The sequence below is a fragment of the Streptomyces sp. NPDC006476 genome, from assembly GCF_040612015.1.
In the GTDB taxonomy this organism is placed as follows: Bacteria; Actinomycetota; Actinomycetes; order Streptomycetales; family Streptomycetaceae; genus Streptomyces; species Streptomyces griseorubiginosus_B.
In genome coordinates this window covers 207,721-229,347 of the sequence record NZ_JBEXPK010000003.1, presented here as the reverse complement: position 1 = coordinate 229,347, position 21,627 = coordinate 207,721, and the positions used below count along the sequence as shown (strand labels likewise).

General features: G+C 72.2%; 18 protein-coding genes and 2 pseudogenes. 13 read left to right on the top strand and 7 right to left on the bottom strand.

The window, feature by feature from the left end; genetic code table 11:
- Positions 1 to 8: 8 nt before the first annotated feature.
- Positions 9 to 770: a TIGR04222 domain-containing membrane protein gene (locus tag ABZZ74_RS04970; protein ID WP_356761920.1), complete on the top strand. Its 762-nt coding sequence runs from the start codon at positions 9 to 11 to the stop codon at positions 768 to 770.
- Positions 771 to 929: 159 nt separating this feature from the next.
- On the top strand, positions 930 to 2,549 hold the full coding sequence (locus ABZZ74_RS04965) for an alpha/beta hydrolase (protein ID WP_356761919.1): 1,620 nt from the start codon (positions 930 to 932) through the stop codon (positions 2,547 to 2,549).
- Here ABZZ74_RS04965 and hemQ read toward each other — a convergent pair whose 3' ends face one another.
- Together hemQ and hemG are read right to left on the bottom strand one after the other, a co-directional pair.
- Positions 2,550 to 3,281: a hydrogen peroxide-dependent heme synthase gene (gene hemQ / locus ABZZ74_RS04960; protein ID WP_356761918.1), complete on the bottom strand. Its 732-nt coding sequence runs from the start codon at positions 3,279 to 3,281 to the stop codon at positions 2,550 to 2,552. It abuts the gene before it with no gap.
- A gap of 4 nt (positions 3,282 to 3,285) precedes the next feature.
- Positions 3,286 to 4,740: a protoporphyrinogen oxidase gene (gene hemG, locus ABZZ74_RS04955; RefSeq protein ID WP_356761917.1), complete on the bottom strand. Its 1,455-nt coding sequence runs from the start codon at positions 4,738 to 4,740 to the stop codon at positions 3,286 to 3,288.
- Positions 4,741 to 4,900: 160 nt separating this feature from the next.
- Between hemG and ABZZ74_RS04950 the strand changes: the two genes are divergently transcribed.
- Positions 4,901 to 5,890, top strand: coding sequence for a DUF4349 domain-containing protein (locus ABZZ74_RS04950; RefSeq protein WP_356761916.1), 990 nt, complete (start codon positions 4,901 to 4,903; stop codon positions 5,888 to 5,890).
- 27 nt (positions 5,891 to 5,917) lie between these two features.
- Entirely contained in the window at positions 5,918 to 7,306 is a 1,389-nt protein-coding gene (locus tag ABZZ74_RS04945) for an FAD-dependent oxidoreductase (RefSeq protein WP_356761915.1), read from the top strand.
- A gap of 78 nt (positions 7,307 to 7,384) precedes the next feature.
- Here ABZZ74_RS04945 and ABZZ74_RS04940 read toward each other — a convergent pair whose 3' ends face one another.
- Complete coding sequence (locus tag ABZZ74_RS04940) at positions 7,385 to 7,708, bottom strand: hypothetical protein (RefSeq protein WP_356761914.1); 324 nt, start codon at positions 7,706 to 7,708, stop codon at positions 7,385 to 7,387.
- A 125-nt stretch (positions 7,709 to 7,833) separates the two neighbouring features.
- Between ABZZ74_RS04940 and ABZZ74_RS04935 the strand changes: the two genes are divergently transcribed.
- Positions 7,834 to 8,646 (top strand): rhomboid family intramembrane serine protease, encoded by an 813-nt coding sequence (locus tag ABZZ74_RS04935; protein WP_356761913.1) that lies wholly within the window; start codon positions 7,834 to 7,836, stop codon positions 8,644 to 8,646.
- Positions 8,647 to 8,659: 13 nt separating this feature from the next.
- On the opposite strand, the gene hemE is transcribed toward ABZZ74_RS04935, so the two are convergent.
- Positions 8,660 to 9,718 (bottom strand): uroporphyrinogen decarboxylase, encoded by a 1,059-nt coding sequence (hemE, locus tag ABZZ74_RS04930; protein ID WP_356761912.1) that lies wholly within the window; start codon positions 9,716 to 9,718, stop codon positions 8,660 to 8,662.
- A gap of 118 nt (positions 9,719 to 9,836) precedes the next feature.
- Here hemE and ABZZ74_RS04925 point away from each other — a divergent pair, with 118 nt between their 5' ends.
- From ABZZ74_RS04925 to ABZZ74_RS04915, 3 genes are all read left to right on the top strand, one after another.
- Entirely contained in the window at positions 9,837 to 10,505 is a 669-nt protein-coding gene (locus ABZZ74_RS04925; RefSeq protein ID WP_133046039.1) for a DUF3000 domain-containing protein, read from the top strand.
- A gap of 212 nt (positions 10,506 to 10,717) precedes the next feature.
- Positions 10,718 to 11,380 (top strand): response regulator transcription factor, encoded by a 663-nt coding sequence (locus ABZZ74_RS04920; protein ID WP_030939825.1) that lies wholly within the window; start codon positions 10,718 to 10,720, stop codon positions 11,378 to 11,380.
- Between the two features lie 131 nt (positions 11,381 to 11,511).
- Positions 11,512 to 12,798: a ribonuclease D gene (locus ABZZ74_RS04915; protein WP_356761911.1), complete on the top strand. Its 1,287-nt coding sequence runs from the start codon at positions 11,512 to 11,514 to the stop codon at positions 12,796 to 12,798.
- Positions 12,799 to 12,804: 6 nt separating this feature from the next.
- On the opposite strand, the pseudogene ABZZ74_RS04910 reads toward ABZZ74_RS04915, so the two are convergent.
- Positions 12,805 to 12,987, bottom strand: a pseudogene (locus ABZZ74_RS04910) (carbohydrate ABC transporter permease); the annotation flags it as partial.
- Positions 12,988 to 12,995: 8 nt separating this feature from the next.
- Here ABZZ74_RS04910 and ABZZ74_RS04905 point away from each other — a divergent pair.
- The 3 genes and pseudogenes from ABZZ74_RS04905 to ABZZ74_RS04895 all read left to right on the top strand — a co-directional run.
- Positions 12,996 to 13,698 (top strand): annotated as a pseudogene (locus ABZZ74_RS04905) (substrate-binding domain-containing protein); the annotation flags it as partial.
- A 118-nt stretch (positions 13,699 to 13,816) separates the two neighbouring features.
- Positions 13,817 to 15,034 (top strand): acetyl-CoA C-acyltransferase, encoded by a 1,218-nt coding sequence (locus tag ABZZ74_RS04900; RefSeq protein WP_356761910.1) that lies wholly within the window; start codon positions 13,817 to 13,819, stop codon positions 15,032 to 15,034.
- On the top strand, positions 15,031 to 17,160 hold the full coding sequence (locus ABZZ74_RS04895; protein ID WP_356761909.1) for a 3-hydroxyacyl-CoA dehydrogenase NAD-binding domain-containing protein: 2,130 nt from the start codon (positions 15,031 to 15,033) through the stop codon (positions 17,158 to 17,160). The genes ABZZ74_RS04900 and ABZZ74_RS04895 overlap by 4 nt, the downstream gene beginning before the upstream one ends.
- A gap of 85 nt (positions 17,161 to 17,245) precedes the next feature.
- Here ABZZ74_RS04895 and ABZZ74_RS04890 read toward each other — a convergent pair whose 3' ends face one another.
- Positions 17,246 to 18,265, bottom strand: a complete 1,020-nt coding sequence (locus ABZZ74_RS04890) for a hypothetical protein (RefSeq protein ID WP_356761908.1) — start codon at positions 18,263 to 18,265, stop codon at positions 17,246 to 17,248.
- Between the two features lie 149 nt (positions 18,266 to 18,414).
- Here ABZZ74_RS04890 and ABZZ74_RS04885 point away from each other — a divergent pair, with 149 nt between their 5' ends.
- Both ABZZ74_RS04885 and ABZZ74_RS04880 read left to right on the top strand, forming a co-directional pair.
- On the top strand, positions 18,415 to 19,305 hold the full coding sequence (locus ABZZ74_RS04885; protein WP_356761907.1) for an NAD(P)-dependent oxidoreductase: 891 nt from the start codon (positions 18,415 to 18,417) through the stop codon (positions 19,303 to 19,305).
- A 144-nt stretch (positions 19,306 to 19,449) separates the two neighbouring features.
- A complete protein-coding gene (locus tag ABZZ74_RS04880; protein ID WP_356761906.1) occupies positions 19,450 to 19,824 on the top strand; it encodes an NTP pyrophosphohydrolase in 375 nt (124 codons plus the stop codon).
- A gap of 253 nt (positions 19,825 to 20,077) precedes the next feature.
- Here ABZZ74_RS04880 and ABZZ74_RS04875 read toward each other — a convergent pair whose 3' ends face one another.
- A complete protein-coding gene (locus ABZZ74_RS04875; protein WP_356761905.1) occupies positions 20,078 to 21,571 on the bottom strand; it encodes an amino acid permease in 1,494 nt (497 codons plus the stop codon).
- Positions 21,572 to 21,627: the final 56 nt, after the last annotated feature.

Here is a 21,627-nt window from a genome sequence, read left to right as displayed (position 1 = left end):
AACGCGGCATGTTCTGGGTCCTCCTCCTGCTGCTGGCTTGGGCCGTCGCCGGCACGGCGTGTACGCGGCTGTGCCTGGCCGCCGTACGCGCGGCGGCCGTCGACTCGGACCCGGTCCAGCGTGATCTGACGCTCTACGAGGCCGCGTTCCTCTCCGGAGGTCCGCGCCGGGTCGCCGATCTGACCATGGTCTCCATGGCCCGGCAGCGCCGGCTGCTGCTCGCCCACACCGGCTGGGCGACGGTGGTCGACCCGCGCGGACGGGACGAGATCGAGGAGTCGGTCATCGGGGCCATCGGGCCCGAGGGACAGAACCGCATCGCCCCGGTCCGTGCCGCGGCGGCCGCCGCGGACGCGGTGGGCAACCTGGGCGACCGTCTCGTCCGCGCGGGACTGGCCGTGCCGCCCGGCGCCCGGACCACCGTCGCGGCCGCGGTGCGCCAGGTGCGGCTCGCCGTGCCGGCGGTCCTGGCACTGGGCGCGACCGCGCTGCTGGCCCCGGCCCAGCCGGCCATGCCGCGCGGCCTGGTCGCGCTGTGGTTCGCGCTGCCGCTCGCCCTGAGCCTGAGCTGTCTGGCCATAGCCCGCGTCGAGGCGCACCCCTACTCCCGCTGGGCCTCCCCGGCCGGTCAGCGCCTGCTGGGCACCCTGGCCCGCCGTCCCTCGGACGGCGACGACCGTACGTATCTCACCTGCGTCGCCGTCCGCGGGGTCCACGCGGTCGGCGAACCGGACCTGCGCGCCGCCTTCGCACATCGCGACCGGGTCTAGGACGGTCTAGGACTGGTCTAGGACGGTCTTTCGGGTGTGAGCCGTGTGCCGGGGGCGCACGGGGGGCATTGGGGCGACACCGCCGGGACGGTGCTTGCCTTCGGCGGAGGCCGAACGAGACTTCCCTTTTGTCGCCGCCGTGCACCGAAGGGATACGCGATGAGAGCAGCCGCCTTCTACTCGGCCGCAGGATCCTTGCTCCTGACCGCCCTCGCCACGGCCCCGGCCGGTGGCGCCCCCGGTGCCCCTGGCACGGCCGAGCTGCGCGGCACGGCGGTGGCCGCCGCGCGGGCCCGGGCCGCCGGTGTCGACTTCGGCGCGTGTTCGAACGCGCAGGACATGCCGGGCAGCCTGGAGTGCGGCACGGTCTCCGTCCCGCTGGACTACGCGGACCCGGGCGGGCGGCAGATCAAGCTGACCGTCAGCCGGGTGCGGGCCACGCACCGCGACCCGCACAACAGCAAGCGCCGGGTGCCCGGGCAGGGCGCCCTGGTCTACAACCCCGGCGGGCCCGGCGGCGACGGACTGTACTTCCCGCTCGTCGGCCTGCTGCCGCAGTGGAAGCGCATCGCCGGCGCCTACGACCTCGTCGGCTACTCGCCGCGCGGCGTGGGCCGTTCGGCGCCCCTGTCCTGCGAGGACCCCAAGCGCTTCTTCAAGGGGCCGTCCCTGGCGCCGGCGCACCCCTCGCAGTCGTACAAGAGGGAACGCGTCGCACGGGCCAAGGCGTACGCGCGCGGGTGCGCGCAGCGGGCCGGCAAGGCGCTCGGCCACTACACCTCGCTCGACAACGCCCGCGACCTGGACGTGCTGCGGGCGGCGCTGGGCGAGGAACGGCTGACGTTCATGGGGTCGTCGTACGGCACCTACCTGGGTGCGCTGTACGCCACGCTGTTCCCCTCCCATGTGCGCCGGATGGTGTTCGACGCGGCGGTGAACCCCGATCCGGAGCAGGTCTGGTACCGCAACAACCTCGACCAGTCGGCCGCGTTCGAGGAGCGCTGGGCGGACTTCCGGGAGTGGATCGCCGAGCACGACGACGTGTACGGGCTGGGCGGCACGGCCGAGGCGGTGCAGCTCAGCTACGACCGGGCGAGCGCGCGGCTGGCGGCCGAACCGGCGGGCGGCAAGGTGGGGCCGGGGCAGTTGCAGGGCGCGTTCCTGACGGCGGGCTACTACGACGACTTCTGGCCGCAGCGGGCCGAGGCGCTGTCGCGGTACCTGAAGGGCGACCCGAAGCCGCTGATCGAGCAGGCGTCCCCGGTGGTGGAGGCGGCGGCCGAGGTGGAGAACACCAACGCGGTCTACACGGCCGTGGAGTGCAACGACGCGCCCTGGCCGACGGACTTCCGGGTCTGGGACCGGGACAACACACGGCTGGCGCGGGTGGCGCCGTTCGAGACGTGGGACAACGTGTGGACGAACCTGCCCTGCGCGTACTGGCCCGCGCGGCGGCAGCGGCCGGTCGATGTGCGGACGGGTCCCGGTGAGGTGCCGGCGACGCTGATCCTGGCCGCGGAGCGGGACGCGGCGGCCCCCTACCAGGGGGCGCTGGAGTTGCAGCGGCGGCTGTCGGGGGCGGTGCTGGTGACGGAGCGGGACGCGGGGACGCACGGCGTCGCGGGCGGACCGAACCGGTGCGTCAACGCCTATCTGGACGCGTACCTGCTTCAGGGGAGGCTGCCGCGGCGGCATGCCGCCTGCGCCCCGCACGCCGCCCCCGAGCCGACGAAGCCGGACAGCCGCTCCGCGACGGCCCGGCCCGCTTCGGGGCGCTGATCAGGCGAGGCCGGCGATCAGCTCGGCGACGTCCTTGCGGCGGCCCGTGTAGAACGGGATCTCTTCACGGACGTGCCGACGGGCCTCGGAGCCGCGCAGGTGGCGCATGAGGTCGACGATGCGGTGCAGCTCGTCGGCCTCGAAGGCGAGGATCCACTCGTAGTCGCCGAGGGAGAACGACGCGACCGTGTTGGCGCGGACGTCGGGGAAGCCGCGGGCCATCTTGCCGTGGTCGGCGAGCATGCGGCGGCGGTCCTCGTCCGGCAGGAGGTACCAGTCGTAGGAGCGCACGAAGGGATAGACGCTGACGTAGTTGCGGGGCGTCTCGTCGGCGAGGAAGGCGGGGATGTGCGAGCGGTTGAACTCGGCGGGGCGGTGCAGCGCCATGTTCGACCAGACCGGCTCCAGGGCGCGGCCCAGCCTCGTGCGGCGGAAGAGGTTGTACGCCTCCTGCAGCTGGTCGCTGGTCTCCGCGTGCCACCAGATCATGAGGTCGGCGTCGGCGCGCAGCCCCGAGACGTCGTAGGTGCCGCGGACGGTCACGTCCTTGGCGGCGAGCTGGTCGAACAGCTCCTGGACCTCGTCGGCGTAGCCCGCGCGGTCCTCGGGCAGCACGTCCTTCAGCTTGAAGACGGACCAGAGGGTGTAGCGGATGACCTCGTTGAGGTCCTTGGCCAGCTTGCCCTTGTTGGGGATCCTGGCGGCCTCGGTGGTGGGGGCGTCGTCACTCATGCGGCTATTCTCCCGCTCCGCCGTGCAGGCTCTGCACCGGGTCGGCAGTGAGCCGCTGCACAGCGGTGAGGTCGCCCTCCAGCTGGTCGACCGCCGCGTAGGCGCTGGCGATGCAGGCCGGGATGCCGACGCCGTCGTACTGCGCGCCGCAGACGGCGAGGCCGGGCAGCTTGGCGATGTGCTCGCGGATGCGGGCCACGCGCGCGTGGTGGCCGACGGGGTACTGGGGCAGCCCGTCGGTCCAGCGGGTGACGCGGGTTTCGAGCGGGGTGGCGTCCAGGCCGATGGCGGCCTTCAGGTCGTGGCGGGAGACGTCCACCAGACCGGCGTCGTCGCGCTGAAGGATCTCCGTCTCGCCGTACCGGCCGACGGAGGTGCGCAGGACCAGGACGTCCGGGTCCTCCTCGGCGATCCAGCCCCACTTCTGGGAGGCGAAGGTGGACGCCTTGATGGTGCGGCCGTCGACCGGCGGGACGAGGAAGCCGCTGCTGCCTTCCGGGAGGGCGGTGTCGGAGCGGCGGTAGGCCAGGGTGACCAGGGCCATGGAGGCGTACTCGACGGCGGCCAGCTCGGCGGCGGCCTCGGGGGCCTCGCCGCGCAGCAGGCCGGCCGCGGCCGGGGCGGGGACGGCGACGATCACGGCGTCGGCGTGCAGGACGCGGTCGCCCGCCACCACGCGCCAGCCGCCGGACGCGTCACGGCGCAGCTCCGTCACCGGGGCGCCGGTGACGATCTCGCCGCCCCGCGCGCGCACCGACTCGGCGACGGCGAGCGGGAGGGTGCCGATGCCGCCCTCGATGCCCATGAACACGGGCCCGGTCTGCTGACCGGCCGCCGCCTTCGCCTGGATCTCGCGGACTCCCTCGGTCAGCGAGGTGTGCGTCCGCGCGACCTGGAAGAGCTGCGGGACCGCCGAGCGCATCGAGAGGCGGTACGCGTCGCCCGCGTACACACCGCCCAGCAGTGGCTCCACGAGACGGTCGACGACCTCGCGGCCGAGCCGCGCCGCCACGAACTCCCCGACGGCCACGTCGTCGCCGATCTCCGTGCGCGGCAGGTCGGCGTCGCGCCCGATGCGGGCCAGGCCCTCGTCGGAGAGGACGCCCGCGAGCGCATCCGCGGTGCCCGGTACGCCCATCACATGGCCCTTGGGCATGGGGCGCAGGGCGCCGCGGGTCCACAGCGAGGCCGACGCGGTGGCCGGCGGCTGGAGGCGGTCCGTGAGCCCCACCTCGCGGGCCAGGCCGACCGCCTCCGGTCTGCGGGCCAGCATCGACTCGGCACCGAGGTCGACGCGCACACCGGCGATCTCGCCGGGCAGCAGCTTGCCGCCGACGCGGTCCGACGCCTCCAGCACCGTCACACCGGCGCCCCGCCGCAGCAGCCGGTGGGCCGCTGCCAGTCCGGCGACACCGGCTCCGACGACGACCACCCGGGTGCCGGCACGTGATCCGTTCATGGCTCCACTGTCTCAGACGCAACTGACAGTCGTGCCAGGGCCCATGTGGCCCCGCCGAGTCCCGACCGTGACCGCATCGGGACCATCGGAGTCCAACGTCCCGCGCCCTTCCGGCGTCGAAGGAGCGTCAGTCGTCACGACCCTCGGGGGGTACGCCCACATGCGCGCACGACGTTCCGTACGACCTGTCCGGGCCCTGGCCGGACTCCTGCTGGCCGCGGCAGTCGCCCTGACCGGATGCAGTTCCGCGAGCGACTCCGGCGCCTCCGCCTCGAACAAGGGCGCCGCCGCCCAGGGCGACGCGAAGGCGGCCGCTCCGGGCGGCGCGAAGGACGGGGGCGGGGCGGAGGCGACGAGCGGCACGAAGGCCCGGGCGCCGAAGCTCACCGCGAGCAGCATCATCCGCACCGCCTCCCTGACCGTGCAGGTCAAGGACGTACCGAAGGCCCTCGACAGGGCGCGGACCACCACCGAGAGCGCGGGCGGCTACGTCGGCGACGAGACCACCAGCCGGGACCCGGAGGGCCGCGAGCACACGCGCGTGGTGTTGCGGGTGCCCGTGGACCGCTACGACGAGGTGCTCGCCGACCTCCAGGGCACGGGCAAGCTGATCGACCGGACGGCGAAGGCCGAGGACGTCACCGACCAGGTCGTCGACGTCGACAGCCGCGTGAAGTCGCAGCGGGTCAGCGTCGCCCGGGTCCGCGAGCTGATGGACCGGGCCACCAGGCTGAGCGATGTCGTCACCCTGGAAGGCGAGTTGAGCAGCCGGGAGGCCGATCTGGAGGCGCTGCTCGCCCAGCAGGCGTCGCTGAAGGACCGCACGAGCATGGCCACCATCACGCTGTCCCTGTCCGAGACGCCGGTGAAGGCGGCCGCGAAGGACGACGACCCCGGCTTCCTGGACGCGCTGGCGGGCGGCTGGCACGCCTTCGTGACGATGCTGCGGTGGCTGGCGGTGGCCTTCGGCGCGGTGCTGCCGTTCGCCGCGGTGGCCGTCCTGCTCGTCCTGGCCTGGCTGCGGCTGGTGCGGCCCAGGCTGCCGCGCCGCCCGGCCACCGCACCGGCGACGAGCGCGCTCGGCCCGCTGCCGACGGCCCGCCCGGCCCCGGAGGGCACGAACCCGCGCGAGGAGGGCCGACGGGACTGAAATGCCCTGCGCCCGTAGCGTGTTCGCATGAGCATGAGCGCTGCGCGGGAACGACTGGTGGTGATCGGCGGTGACGCCGCGGGGATGTCCGCGGCGTCGCAGGCACGCCGGCTGAGGGGCCCGGACGATCTGGAGATCGTGGCGTTCGAACGCGGCCACTTCACCTCCTACTCGGCGTGCGGCATCCCGTACTGGGTGGGCGGCGACGTCGCCGAGCGGGACCAGCTGATCGCCCGCACGCCGGAGGAGCACCGCGCGCGGGACATCGACCTGCGCGTCCGGACGGAGGTCACGCAGATCGACGTGGCGGGCGGCCGGGTACGCGCGCGTGACGTCGATTCCGGCGCCGAGTCCTGGACGTCGTACGACAAGCTCGTGATCGCGACCGGCGCCCGCCCGATCCGCCCGGACATGCCGGGCGCCGACGCCCCGGGCGTCCACGGGGTGCAGACCCTGGACGACGGTCAGGCCCTGCTGGACTCGCTGGCACGCACGCGTGGCCGACGAGCGGTCGTGATCGGCGCGGGCTACATCGGCGTGGAGATGGCCGAGGCCCTCATCAACCGCGACTACGAGGTCACGGTCGTCAACCGCGGCAGCGAGCCCATGTCGACCCTCGATGCGGACATGGGCCGCCTGGTACACGAGGCCATGGAGGGCCTCGGCATCACGATGGTGAACGACGCAGCCGTCACCAAGATCCTCACCGACGGGGACGGCCGGGTCCGCGCGGTCGCCACCGAGGACGCCGAGTATCCGGCGGACGTGGTGGTCCTGGGCATCGGCGTCCGCCCCGAGACGGCCCTCGCCGAGGCGGCCGGCCTCCCCCTCGGCGCCCACCACGGTCTGCTCACCGACCTCGCGATGCGGGTGCGCGGCCACGAGAACATCTGGGCCGGCGGCGACTGCGTCGAGGTCCTGGACCTGGTCTCCGGCCAGGAACGCCACATCGCCCTCGGCACCCACGCCAACAAGCACGGCCAGGTCATCGGCACCAACGCCGGCGGCGGCTACGCGACGTTCCCCGGAGTGGTCGGCACCGCGGTCAGCAAGGTCTGCGACCTGGAGATCGCCCGCACGGGCCTGCGCGAGAAGGACGCGCGCAGGGTGGGGCTGGAGTTCGAGGCGGTCACCATCGAGTCCACGAGCCGCGCGGGCTACTACCCCGGTGCCTCCCCCATGACGGTCAAGATGCTCGCCGAACGCAGAACCGGACGGCTGCTCGGCGTGCAGATCGTGGGCCGGGAGGGCGCGGCGAAGCGGGTCGACATCGCCGCGGTGGCCCTCACGGCCGGAATGACGGTGGAACAGATGACGTCCCTGGACCTGGGCTACGCTCCCCCGTTCAGCCCGGTCTGGGACCCGGTACTGGTGGCTGCCCGCAAGGCGTCAAAAGCCGTACAGCAACACCGATAGGGGCGCGGGGCTGTATCGATATGCGGCTCCGCCGCGGGGGCGCGAGCAACCCCCACGGCCCCGCACCCGGCAACGAGCCTATGCCGACCCGTTGATCCGCTCGATCGCCTGCCGCGCCTGCTCCGCCGGAGGCCGCGGCGGCAGTGACGACACCGACGCCGTCGTCGTCATCGCGACCGGCTGCTCCCCGGCGGGCTTCGCGTGCGCCGCGGCCGGCCGTGTGGAGCGCAGCCGGTGGCTCACCGCCTCGTCCAGGGTGACCGGCCGCTGCATCTGGGACGCGAGCCGCCCGGCCTCCTGGCCGAGCCTGGCCACGTCTTCCCACGGCAGCCTCACCACCAGGGATATCTCGGCCTCACCGTCGGGAAGAGCATGCATCGGGGGAGTAACTCCGTCGTTCATCGCCTGTTCCTCACGTCGTCCCCGCGGCCCGCCTTCCCCGCGCCGCGGGCGGTTGACGAGTCATACGGACACGCGCGCGCCCACGTTCACCGGTTCGCCCCGCTCATCGGGGGCACTAATCCCTTGTGGTCATCCCCGTTCATGACGTGAACCCGGTCCGCCGCACCCCCTGGGTGACGTACGCGCTCATCGCCGCGAACGTCTTCGTGTTCCTGTCCACACCCGGCATCGCCGGTTCGGTGGCGGGCGGCAGCGACCTGTCGCAGACGTGCCATCTGCAGGCGTTCCTGGACCATTACGCCGCGGTGCCACGGGAGTTGATCCACCATCAGATGCCCCAGCTGGTGCCCACGGGCGACGTGCGCGGCGGGGGCTGTCTGCTGGCCCCGCCGGGTTACGACAAGTCGCCCCCGCTGTCGGTCCTGACGGCGATGTTCCTGCACGGCAGCTGGCTGCACCTGCTGGGCAACATGCTGTTCCTGCTGATCTTCGGCAACAACGTCGAGGACCGCATGGGCCACATCCGCTTCGCCCTCTTCTACGTCGTCTGCGGCTACGCGGCCGGTTACGGCTTCGCCCTTCTCAACGCGGATTCCGGCGACCCCCTGATCGGGGCCTCGGGAGCCATCGCGGGCGTGCTCGGCGCCTATCTGGTGCTGTATCCGAAGGCCAGGGTGTGGGTCCTCGTACCGTTCCTGATCTTCCTGCCGCTACGGCTGCCGGCCTGGCTGGTGCTGGGCTTCTGGTTCGTGCTGCAGGCCTTCTACTCGGCCGGCCAGGGCGTCTCCGCCGCGGGCACGGTGGCGTACGCGGCGCATGTGGTCGGGTTCATCGCCGGCATGCTGCTCGCCTGGCCGCTCAAGCCGGGCACTCCCCCGCCGCCGGAACCGCGCGGTCTGCTGTTCGGCAGGAGGGCGCAGCCCCGGCACACCTGGTGAGCGGCGGAGGCGATCAGCGCTCGGTCTGGGTGTGGACGTACTCCGCGAGGCGGGTCAGCGCGTCGGGATCGATGGACGGCGTGACGCCATGGCCCAGGTTGAAGACGTGGCCCTCCAGGCCGGCGGCCGCGTCGAGGACCTCGCGGGTCTTCTCCTCGACCGTCTCCGTGGGAGCGAACAGCACGGTCGGGTCGAGGTTGCCCTGCAGCGCCTTGCCGGGGCCGATGCGGCGGGCGGCCTCGTCCAGCGGGACGCGCCAGTCGACGCCGACGACGTCCGCGCCCGCCTCGCTCATGAGCCTCAGCAACTCGCCGCTGCCGACGCCGAAGTGGATGCGCGGGACGCCGTATCCGGCGACGGCTTCGAAGACCTTCGCGGAGGCGGGCATCACCGACCGCTTGTAGTCGGCGGGGGCCAGCGCGCCGACCCAGGAGTCGAAGAGCTGGATGGCCGAGGCGCCGGCCTCGATCTGCACCTTCAGGAAGGCGGCCGTGATGTCGGCGAGCCGGTCGAGCAGGTCGGCCCAGAGTCCGGGGTCGCCGTACATCATCGCCTTGGCGTTCTCGTACGTGCGCGACGGACCGCCCTCGACGAGGTAGCTCGCGAGGGTGAAAGGCGCGCCGGCGAAACCGATCAGCGGGGTGGCGCCGAGCTCGCGGGTGAGCAGGCCGATCGCCTCGGTGACGTAGGAGACGTCCTCGGGGGTCAGGTCGCGGAGCTGGGCGAGGTCCGCGCGGGTGCGGATCGGGTGGGCGACGACCGGGCCGACGCCCGGTTTGATGTCGAGATCGACGCCGATGGCCTTGAGCGGGACGACGATGTCGCTGTAGTAGATCGCCGCGTCCACGTTGTGGCGGCGGACCGGCTGCAGGGTGATCTCGGTGACCAGCTCGGGGCGCATGCAGGACTCGAGCATGGGGACGCCCTCGCGCACCTTGCGGTACTCCGGGAGCGAGCGCCCCGCCTGGCGCATGAACCACACCGGGGTGTGCGGCACGGGCTCTCGGCGGCAGGCCTTGAGAAAGGCGGAGTCGTGCGTGGGGGAAGGCTGCTGGGTCTCGTTGGCGCTCACGGGGCAAGTCTGACATGACGCCGGCGGGGCTCACGCGCCGCACGGGGTTACAGCCATGTACACCAGATCCCGGGTGTCTAGGCCCGCACCACGCCCCTGTTCCCCTTAATCTTCCGGCATGGCTGCGGCTCAGGAACGACTGTCGGACGGCGCTGGCGGAATGGATGACGGCAAGGAGGGGGACGGGGACGGGAGCGGGGCTGCTCCGCCGGCTTTCCTCGCGGCGGTGCAGGCCCTGCGCGGCAGCCGGCTGCGGCCGCAGATCGAGGTGGAACCGACCCGCGCCCCGCAGCGGCTCGCGCCCCACGCGTACGCGCTGGAGGCGACCGTCGTCGACGGCGAGCAGGACCTGGCCGACGGGCGTCTGGTGCTGCTGCACGACCCGTCCGGGCACGACGCCTGGCGGGGCACCTTCCGGCTGGTGACGCTGGTGCGCGCGGAGCTGGAGCCGGAGATGGCCGCCGATCCGCTGCTGCCGGACGTGTGCTGGTCCTGGCTGACCGGCGCGCTGACCGCGCGCGGGCTGTCGTACGGCGAACCCAGCGGCACCGTCACGCGCGCCAGTTCGCACTACTTCGGCGGGCTGTCGGAGCGTCCCGCGGCCTCACAGATCGAGATCCGTGCCTCCTGGACGCCCCGCGAGGGGCTGGGCGGGGTCCCGGACACGGCCGCCCATCTGGCGGCCTGGTGCGATCTGCTGGCCCAGGTCGCCGGGCTGCCGCCGGCCGGGCCGGGTGACGCGTCGGTGGTGACGTTGCCGCAACGGCGGGGGCCGCAGTCACGCTGACACGCCTTTTTTGGGCGTCACTTTGTCGATACGGCCACTTTCAATCACGAATCAGTTCTCGAACGAACCGATTCGTTCACCGAACGATCGACCGCGTGTCCGAATTGCTCGTATTGTTACTCACTAAATCGTGATCTTTCCCTAAAGGACCCCGGGTTCGCTGCCGAAGACGACTGTGACCTTGAAAGCCGTCCCGCACCCCAGGAGGCCTGGTGTCCGTTCTCCTCGAGCAGCCCGCAAGCCTGGTCGCCTACCGCCCGAACAAGCCGACCGCCATGGTGGTCGTGGCCGACCCGCGCGTCCGCTCCACCGTCACCCGCCACCTGTGGGCGCTCGGTGTGCGCGACGTCATCGAGGCCTCGTCCATCGCGGAGGCTCGTCCCCGCATCGGCAACCCCCGCGACATCTGCGTCGCCGACGTCCATCTGCCCGACGGCTCGGGCCTCACCATCCTCTCCGAGACCCGCGCCGCGGGCTGGCCCAACGGCCTGGCCCTCTCCGCCGCCGACGACATCGGCGCCGTGCGCAACGCCCTCGCGGGCGGCGTCAAGGGCTACGTCGTCACCGGCACCCGCACCAACGTCGGGCTCCCCACCCGGCCCGGTGCCGCCCCCATCGGATCCGCCGCCGCCCGTATGCACCGCCGCCCCCCGGGTGCCCCGAGCCACCCGGGCGGCTACCGCGAGCTCTCCGGCCGTGAGGTCGAGGTGCTGAGACTGGTCGCGGAGGGCCAGTCGAACAAGGCGATCGGCGTCTCCATGGGCCTGTCCGCGCTCACCGTAAAGAGCCACCTCGCCCGTATCGCCCGCAAGCTCGGCACCGGTGACCGCGCCGGGATGGTGGCCGTGGCCCTGCGCACCGGCATCATCCACTGAGGCGGGCGAGCCTCGGTGTCCATATCCGTGAACCAGGACTTTCGTCGAACTGACTGGTTTGCGACCCTCAGGCGCCTGCCGACGGAACGTTCCATCGGCAGGCGCCGTCCATCCACAGATACCCTTGACATGTGACCGACGCCCAAGAAACCGCAGCAGACACATCACTGCGAACCACCGGAGGCGCCCCTCCGGACGACGGCGGATCTTCTGACACCGGGGCGCCGATCCCTCTGCTGGAACCGCGCGAGGGCATTCCGCCCGTGATCGCCGACGCCGAGTCGCTGGCCAGGACGATCGCCGCGTTCGCCGCCGGCTCCGGCCCCGTCGCCGTCGACGCCGAACGCGCGTCCGGCTACCGCTACGGCCAGAAGGCCTATCTGGTGCAGCTGCGCCGCGAGGGCGCGGGCACCGCGCTGATCGATCCCGTTGCCTGTCCGGATCTGTCCGGGCTCGGTGAGGCGCTGTCCGGCGTCGAGTGGGTCCTGCACGCGGCCACCCAGGACCTGCCCTGTCTGCGCGAGATAGGCATGGTGCCGACGCGGCTGTTCGACACCGAGCTGGCGGGGCGGCTCGCCGGGTTCCCGCGGGTCGGCCTGGGCGCGATGGTCGAGGGCGTCCTCGGCTTCGTACTGGAGAAGGGGCACTCCGCGGTCGACTGGTCGACCCGGCCGCTGCCCGAGCCGTGGCTGAGGTACGCGGCGCTGGACGTCGAGCTCCTGGTCGATCTGCGCGACGCGCTGGAGAAGGAGCTGGACCGGCAGGGCAAGCTGGAGTGGGCGCGCCAGGAGTTCGACGCGATCGCCGCCGCGCCGCCGGCCGAGCCGCGCAAGGACCCCTGGCGCCGGACGTCCGGCATGCACAAGGTGCGCCGGCGCCGCCAGCTGGCCGTGGTACGGGAGCTGTGGCAGACGCGGGACCGGATCGCGCAGCGGCGGGACGTGTCGCCGGGCAAGGTGCTCAGCGACGCGGCCATCGTGGAGGCGGCGCTCGCCCTGCCGGCGAACGTGCAGGCGCTGGCCGCGTTGAACGGCTTCGGGCACCGGACGGGGCGGCGCCAGCTGGAGCAGTGGCAGGCCGCCGTCGACCGGGCGAAGGCGCTGACCGAAGCCCAGCTGCCGGCTCCCGGGCAGCCCGTGACCGGGCCGCCGCCGCCGCGGGCCTGGGCCGACAAGGACCCCGCGGCCGCGGCCCGGCTGTCCGCCGCGCGGGCCGCTGTCTCGGCGCTGGCCGAGACCCTGAACATGCCGCAGGAGAACCTGATCGCGCCGGACACCGTGCGGCGGGTCTGCTGGGAGCCGCCGGCGGTCGTGGACGCCGAGTCGGTGGCGGGCGCGCTGGCCGGTTACGGGGCGCGACCCTGGCAGGTCGAACAGGTGACGCCGGTCCTGGTGGCGGCGCTGTCCGCCGGGACCTGAGGTGACTCATCGGCTCGCGCCCCGGGTGAAGCCGTTGTAGATGTACCGCTGCAGGCACAGGAAGACGATCAGGGTCGGCAGGATGACCAGGATCGCTCCCGCCGAGATCGTCTCCCAGTGGGCTCCGCAGGGGCCCTTGAAGCGGAACAGGGACGTCGAGATCACGCCAAGATCCTGCGACGGCATGTAGCGGAACCTGGTGGCGGGGGCGGCAGATCGGGGGGGCGATCCTGGTCGACTTCCAGCTGAACGACCCCCGGGTGGCCGCGGCCGAACAGCTGGGGATGCCGGTGGTGGCCGTCGGGCACCCCTCGCTGACCGGCTCACTGACGTCCGTGTGGACCGATGACGCGACCGCCGTGACCGATGCCGTGCGGTGTCTGGCGGCGCTCGGGCACCGCCGGATCGCGCGGGTGGGGGGCGCGGCGGCGCTGGGGCACACCGCCATGCGTACGGCCGCGTTCGACGAGGCGGCGCGGGTGCTGGAACTGGCCGGGGCCTGGCAGGTGACCACCGACTACTCCGGTGAGGCGGGGGCGCGGGCCACCCGGTCCCTGCTCACGGCCGCGCCGCCGGACCGGCCCACGGCGATCGTGTACGACAACGAGATCAAGGCGGTGGCGGGGCTCTCGGTGGCGGCCGAGACGGGGCTGCGGGTGCCGGACGACGTGTCGCTGCTGGCGTGGGACGACTCGCAGCTGTGCCGGCTCACCCATCCGACCCTGTCCGCCATGAGCCATGAGCCATGAGCCATGAGCCATGAGCCATGATGTGCACGGATTCGGCGCGGACGCGGCACGGACCCTGTTCGGGGTGATCACCGGCGAGGGCCCCGGGTCGCACCCCGTACCCACTCCGGTCCTCACCCCGAGAGGCTCCACGGTGCCTCCCCGGGTGTGACCTTCGCCGCTCCCGCCTGCAGGACTGTGCAGCTACGTTACTCATAAGTAGCATGGGACTGAGCGCGCGCTCAGCGCGGCCGCAGCAGTGCAGATCCCGCATCTGGAGGAGAGCCATCGTGCCTCGTACCGTCAGGGACGTCGTCTTCGTCGACGGCGTCCGTACCCCGTTCGGCAAGGCGGGCCCGAAGGGCATCTACCACGAGACCCGCGCCGACGACCTCGTCGTGAAGGCGATCCGGGAGCTGCTGCGCCGCAACCCCGGTCTCGACCCGAAGAAGATCGACGAGGTCGCCATCGCCGCGACCACGCAGATCGGTGACCAGGGCCTCACCCTCGGCCGCACGGCCGGCATCCTCGCCGGGCTGCCGCAGTCCGTCCCGGGTTACTCGATCGACCGTATGTGCGCCGGCGCGCTGACCGCCGTCACCACCACCGCCGGCTCCATCGCCTTCGGCGCCTACGACGCCGTCATCGCCGGTGGTGTCGAGCACATGGGCCGCCACCCGATGGGCGAGGGCGTCGACCCCAACCCGCGCTTCGTCAGCGAGAAGCTGGTCGACGAGTCGGCGCTGTTCATGGGCATGACCGCCGAGAACCTGCACGACCGCTACCCGCACATCACCAAGCTGCGCGCCGACGAGTACGCCGTGCGCTCCCAGGAGAAGGCCGCCAAGGCCTACGCCAACGGCAAGATCCAGGCCGACCTGGTCCCGATCTCCGTGCGCCGCACCAACCCGGAGGCCGGCGAGACCGGCTGGGGTCTGGTCACGGCCGACGAGCCGATGCGCCCGGGCACCACCCTGGAGAACCTGCAGAGCCTCAAGACGCCGTTCCGCGTCCACGGCCGGGTCACCGCGGGCAACGCGGCCGGTCTGAACGACGGCGCCACCGCCTCGATCATCGCCTCCGAGGACTTCGCCCGCGAGAACGACCTCCCGGTCAAGATGCGCCTGGTCTCCTACGCCTTCGCCGGTGTCGAGCCCGAGGTCATGGGCTACGGCCCGATCCCGGCGACCGAGAAGGCCCTCGCCAAGGCCGGTCTGTCGATCGAGGACATCAACCTCTTCGAGATCAACGAGGCCTTCGCCGTCCAGGTCCTGGCCTTCCTCGACCACTACGGCATCGCCGACGACGACGAGCGCGTCAACCAGTACGGCGGCGCGATCGCCTTCGGCCACCCGCTGGCCTCCTCCGGTGTCCGTCTGATGACGCAGCTGGCCCGCCAGTTCGAGGAGCAGCCGCAGGTCCGCTACGGCCTCACCACCATGTGCGTCGGCTTCGGCATGGGCGCCACGGTCATCTGGGAGAACCCGCACTTCGAGGGGGACAAGTGAGCACCACCGCTGAGCTTTTGAAGGGTGCGGCCGAGCTGTTCCCCGACGAGGTCGTCACGTCCGCGCACGTACGCCACCTCGACCTGCCGTTCGGCGCGGGGCGCTTCGCCCTCATCACGCTGGACAACGGCTTCGACCACACCAAGCCGACCACCTTCGGACCGGCCTCGCTGGCGAACCTCAACACCGCCATCGACCAGGTCGAGAAGGAGGCCACGGCCGGGGAGATCGTCGGTGTCGGCATCACCGGCAAGCCGTTCATCTTCGCCGTCGGCGCCGACCTCAAGGGCGTCGAGCTGCTGAAGGAGCACCAGGACGCGCTGGCCATCGGCAAGGGCGGCCACGAGGTCTTCAAGCGCCTCGGCGGCCTCGCGGTGCCGACGTTCGCCTACTACAACGGTGCCGCGATGGGCGGCGGCGTCGAGGTCGGCCTGCACTGCCAGTACCGCACGGTGTCCGCGGCCCTGCCCGCGTTCTCCCTGCCCGAGGTCTTCCTCGGCCTGGTCCCCGGCTGGGGCGGCTGCACCCTGCTGCCGAACCTGATCGGCGCCGACAAGGCCGTCTCGGTGATCATCGAGAACAGCCTCAACCAGAACAAGCAGCTCAAGGGCGCGCAGGTCTACGAGCTGGGGATCGCCGACGCCATCTTCGAGGGCGCCGACTTCCTGGAGCAGTCGCTGCTGTGGACGGCGGCCGTCCTCAAGGGCGAGATCGTCGTCGAGCGCCCGGTGATCGACCGCGGTGAGGCCTGGGACCAGGCCGTCGCCAAGGGCCGCTTCATCGCGGACTCCAAGGTGCACGGCGCCGCCCCGGCCGCCTACCGCGCCCTCGACATCATCGCCGACGCCAAGAACGGCGACCTGCAGCAGGGCTACGACGCCGAGGACAAGGCCCTCGCCGACCTGATCATGGGCGGTGAACTGCGCGCCGGCATCTACGCGTTCAACCTGGTGCAGAAGCGCGGCAAGCGTCCCGCGGGCGCCCCCGACAAGTCGCTCGCCCGTCCGGTCACCAAGGTCGGTGTCGTCGGCGCGGGCCTGATGGCCTCCCAGCTCGCCCTGCTCTTCCTGCGCCGCCTGGAGGTGCCGGTCGTACTGACCGACATCGACCAGGAGCGCGTCGACAAGGGTGTGGGCTACGTCCACGCCGAGATCGACAAGCTGCTCGGCAAGGGCCGTATCAACCAGGACAAGGCCAACCGCCTCAAGGCCCTGGTCACCGGTGTGCTGGACAAGGCCGAGGGCTTCGCGGACGCGGACTTCATCATCGAGGCCGTGTTCGAGGAGATCGGCGTCAAGCAGCAGGTGTTCGCGGAGGTCGAGGCGGTCGCGCCGGCGCACGCGATCCTCGCCACCAACACCTCCTCGCTGTCGGTGACGGAGATGGCGTCGAAGCTGAAGAACCCCGAGCGGGTCGTCGGCTTCCACTTCTTCAACCCGGTCGCGATCCTGCCGCTCCTGGAGATCGTCCGCGGCGAGCAGACCGACGACGCGTCGCTCGCGACCGCGTTCGCCGTGGCCAAGAAGCTGAAGAAGACCGCGGTCCTGGTCAAGGACGCCCCGGCGTTCGTCGTGAACCGCATCCTCACCCGCTTCATGGGCGAGATCCAGAACGTCATCGACGAGGGCACCCCGGTCGAGGTGGCGGAGAAGGCGGTGGAGCCCCTGGGCCTGCCGATGTCTCCTCTCGTCCTCCTGGAGCTGGTCGGTCCCGCGATCGGTCTGCACGTCTCGGAGACCCTCAACCGGGCCTTCCCGGATCGCTTCACGGTCTCCCCCAACCTCAAGGCGGTCGTCGAGGCGGGCAAGCGCGGCTTCTACGTCTACGACAGCGGGAAGCCGGAGCTGGACCCGGAGGTCGCGGCGCTGCTGAAGCAGGGCGACAGCGTCCTGACGGAGGAACAGGTCCGCGAGCGCGTCCTGGACGCGGTGGCGCAGGAGATCGGGCTCATGCTCGACGAGGGCGTCGTCGCGGAGGCCCAGGACATCGACCTGTGCCTGATCACGGGTGCCGGCTGGCCCTTCCACCTGGGCGGTATCACGCCGTACCTGGACCGCGAGGGTGTCTCCGAGCGCGTGAACGGCAAGAAGTTCCTGGCTCCGGGTGTGGCGTCGGTTCCGGCGTAACACCTGACAGCGTGTGAAGAGGGCCTCCGCCGCCGGGCGGAGGCCCTCTGTCGTTCCGTGCCGGGGTTCGTTGCGAGAAGGGCGGTCACACCTCGCGCCAGGCCTCCAGGGCCAGGCCCGGTTCGGACTTGCGGCGGGTGAGGAGGAGTTGGCCGGTCGAGGGGGACAGCGTCGCCGCCACCACGCGGTCGTCCTGGTCCACCGTCAGGGAGACCGTGGCGTCCGAGGGCAGCGCCGGTCCGGAGTCGGTCCACCAGGCGCCCGCCGACTCCTGCTCGGTCGGGTACGCGGCGAAGGCGATCCGGCCGGCCGCGGAGCGCTGGGCAAGCAAGGTGCAGTCGTGGCCGTCGAGTTCGCAGCGGACGGCGGAGACCGGACCGGGCCCGGCGGAGGGCAGCAGGGTGACGGGCTTGGCACCCGGGCGCCAGGCGCACAGGTCGCCCGAGTCGTCGGTGTAGAAGAGCGTCGTGCTGTCGGGGGACGTGGCGAGGGCGCGCAGGGTGTCGGGGCGGACCGGCGCCTCCATCGCCTCCTCCAGCGTGAGCGCGGCGCCCGGTTCCTCCTGCCGCCAGTGCAGGATGCCGCCGGGCACGGCCGCGTACAGCTCCACGCGTCCCGACTCCCCCGTCACCGCCGCCAACTCCCCCTGGACGTCACGTCCCTTGAGGTCCGCCCAGGGCTCCCAGCCGCCCTTCTCCTTCTGCGCGGCCAGGCTCACCCCGTCGGCCTTGTTGCGGACGAAGACATGGGCGCGGCCCTGCGCGTCGACCGTGACGGCGGGCGGGCCGGTGAGGGCGCCCTTCTTGTCGGGGTGCCCGATGGACGCCCAGTCGAGGGCCGCGAGCCGGGGCCGGAAGTGGGTGGAGTGCACCAGGCCCGCCTCACCGGCCGTCGTGGGGCGCCAGCACACCAGATGGGCGTAGAGGTCGCCGCCCTGTCCGACGGCGCACGAGGACGGGTGCAGCTTCTGCTCGCCGCCGACCCTGCGCGGGTCCGTCCAGGGGCCGCCGGGGGCGCGTTCCGCTCGGCACAGCACGGCATCGTCCGTCGGGAGGTACACACTGAGCCGGCCGTCACGGCCGCGCAGAAGCCAGTCGCCGTTCACCAGTTCACTTTAAGCGGCCGCCCTGGCGCCGCGCGGTCCGGCCCCACCGGGGCGCGTGCCCGACGAGCACGAGGGGGTACTGAACCGGCAGGCTGTTCCCGAGCAGCACCGCACACACTCGGCAACGAAGTGAGAAGGAAGCCGATCTCATGACCGACAAGCTCACCGTGAGCGTCCTCGGTACGGGCATCATGGGCGCCGCCATGGCCCGCAACCTCGCCCGCGCCGGACACACCGTCCGCGCCTGGAACCGCACCCGCGCCAAGGCCGAGCCGCTCGCCGCCGACGGGGCGCACATCGCCGACACGCCCGAGGAGGCGGTACGGGGCGCCGACGTGGTCCTGACCATGCTGTACGACGGTCCCGCGACCCTGGACGTCATGCGCGAGGCCGCCTCCGGACTGCGGTCCGGCGCCGCGTGGGTGCAGTCGACCACCGCCGGCATCGACGCGGTCGCCGACCTGGCCGGGTTCGCCGCCGAGCGGGGGCTCGTCTTCTACGACGCCCCGGTGCTCGGTACGCGCCAGCCCGCGGAGGCGGGGCAGCTGACCGTGCTGGCCGCCGGACCGGTCGAGGGGCGGGGGGTGGTGGTGCCGGTGTTCGACGCGGTGGGCGCGCGGACGGTGTGGACCGGGGACGACGGCGGGGCGGGCAGCGCGACGCGGCTGAAGCTCGTGGCCAACAGCTGGGTCCTCGCGGCCACGGCGGCGACCGGGGAGGTGCTGGCCCTGTCGAAGGCGCTGGACGTCGACCCGGCCGGCTTCTTCGACCTCATCGCGGGCGGGCCGCTGGACATGGGCTATCTCAAGGCCAAGGCCGGGATGATCCTCGAAGGGCGGCTCTCCCCCGCCCAGTTCGCGGTGACCACGGCCGGCAAGGACGCCCGCCTCATCGTCGAGGCCGGCCGCGCCAACGGCGTACGCCTGGACGTGGCCACGGCCACCGCCGAACGCATGGAACGGGCGGCGAGCCAGGGCCACGGCGACGAGGACATGGCCGCGGCGTACTACGCGAGCTTCGAGGAGAAGCCGACGGACTGACAGGGCGACGCGTGCTTCCGGCCACGCCGGCCCCCGGTCACCGGTTGCCGGGGGCCGGTGAGCAGGTGGGACAGGGCTGCTCCACTCGCCGAGGCCGGGCGCGACGGAAGGAGGCCCCGGCGCCGGCTGTGCGAACCTTGCCCCATGAGTGAGAGCGACCCGCTGCTGGTGATCGTCGACGGCGCCAATGTCGTCGGGTCGGTGCCCGACGGGTGGTGGCGGGACCGGCGGGGGGCCGCGGAGCGGCTGCGGGACCGGCTTGCGGCGGACGGTGTGCCGGGGCACGCCGGGCCCGTGGAGATCGTGCTCGTGGTCGAGGGCGCGGCGCGCGGTGTGACGCCGGTGCCGGGCGTGCGGATCGAGTCGGCGCCGGGCAGCGGGGACGACCACATGGTCGCGCTGGTGGCGGCCGCGGGCGACCGCCCGGTCCTGGTGGTGACCGCGGACCGGGAGCTGAGGCGCCGGGTGACGGAGCTGGGCGCGGAGGTGGCGGGCCCGCGGACGGTAAGGCACACGTAGCCGCCCGCCACCGCCCTCGCTCGCTGCCTCCCCCGCGACACCGGCCCTGCTGCCCCCGGTCAGCACAGGCATCACGAGCGCCGACTGACCCACCGGCATCCGCCCTCCGGTGACTCACGCCACCGGCATCCCCCACTCCGGCCGACGACCGCCACGGGCATCCGGCGCCGACGTCGGCGGACCCAGCCTGCGGCCGTCGGCACCCGTCCCGGCTGGCCCTCCCGCCATCGAGCGGCATCCATCCGCACCGGCGTCACCGCACCGTCGGCTGCTCCTCGCGGCGCGCCAGGCGGCTGTGGGTGCGGCCGTAGAGGAAGTACACCGCGAAGCCGATGACCATCCAGATGCCGAAGCGGAGCCAGGTCTCGGCGGGGAGGTTGAGCATCAGCCACAGGGACGCGAGCACCGACAGGATCGGCACGAAGGGGACCCACGGGGTGCGGAAGGAGCGCTCCAGGTCGGGGCGGGTGTTGCGCAGGATGATGACGCTGATCGCGACGACGATGAACGCGAAGAGCGTGCCGATGTTCACCAGTTCGGCCAGTTCGCTGAGGCTGGTGAAGCCCGCGACGATCGCGATGATGACGCCGAGCAGGATGGTCGGGCGGTACGGCGTGCGGAAGCGCGGGTGGGTGTGGGAGAAGAAGCGGGGCAGCAGCCCGTCGCGGCTCATCGCGAAGAAGACGCGGGACTGGCCGAGGAGCAGGATCATGCAGACCGTGGTGAGGCCGACCGCCGCGCCGAAGCTGATCAGACCCGCGAACCAGGGGTGTCCCGTCGCCTTGAACGCGTCGGCCAGCGGCGCGTCCACCGACAGCTTCGTGTACTTCTGCATGCCGGTCACCACGATCGACACGGCCACGTAGAGCGCCGTGCAGATGATCAGGGACCCGATGATCCCGCGCGGTACGTCCCGCTGCGGGTTCCGCGTCTCCTCCGCCGCCGTGGCGACGACGTCGAAGCCGATGAAGGCGAAGAACACCACGGACGCGGCGGTGAAGATGCCCATGACGCCGAAGTTGGAGGGCGCCCATCCGAACATCAGCTGGATCAGCGGCGCCTTGAGGTTGCCCCCCGCCTCCACGGTCTGCGCCTTGGGGACGAACGGGTTGTAGTTGTCGCCCTTGATGAAGAACGCGCCCGCGATGATGACGACGAGGACGACGGCGACCTTGATGGCGACGACGACCGAGGTGACCCGGGCGGAGAGCTTCATGCCGATGACGAGGATGGCGGTGAGCAGCAGCACGAGCGCGGCGGCGAGGATGTCGAAGCCGAACCCGGAGGCACCGTCCCGGCCGCTGAGCGAGGCGGGCAGATGCCAGCCCGCGTTGTCCAGCAGCGAGTGGATGTAGCCGGACCAGCCGACGGCCACCACCGCCGTGCCCAGCGCCAGCTCGAGAACCAGGTCCCAGCCGATGATCCAGGCCGGGAACTCCCCGAGCGAGGCGTAGGAGAAGGTGTACGCGGAGCCGGCGACCGGGACCGTGGAGGCGAACTCGGCGTAGCACAGCGCGGCGAGCGCGCAGACCACGCCGGCGACGACGAAGGACAGGGACACGGCGGGGCCCGCGGTGTTCTTGGCGGCCGTGCCGGTGAGGACGAAGATGCCGGTGCCGATGATGACACCGACGCCGAAGACCGTCAGATCCAGCGCGGACAGGGATTTTCGGAGCGCGTGCTCGGGCTCCTCGGTGTCCCGGATGGACTGCTCGATGTTCTTCGTCCTGAAGAGGGTGCTGCTCACGGGCGTACCTCCCACGCTGTGTCGTCCCCGACATGATCGAGAGGGGGCGTAGTGCG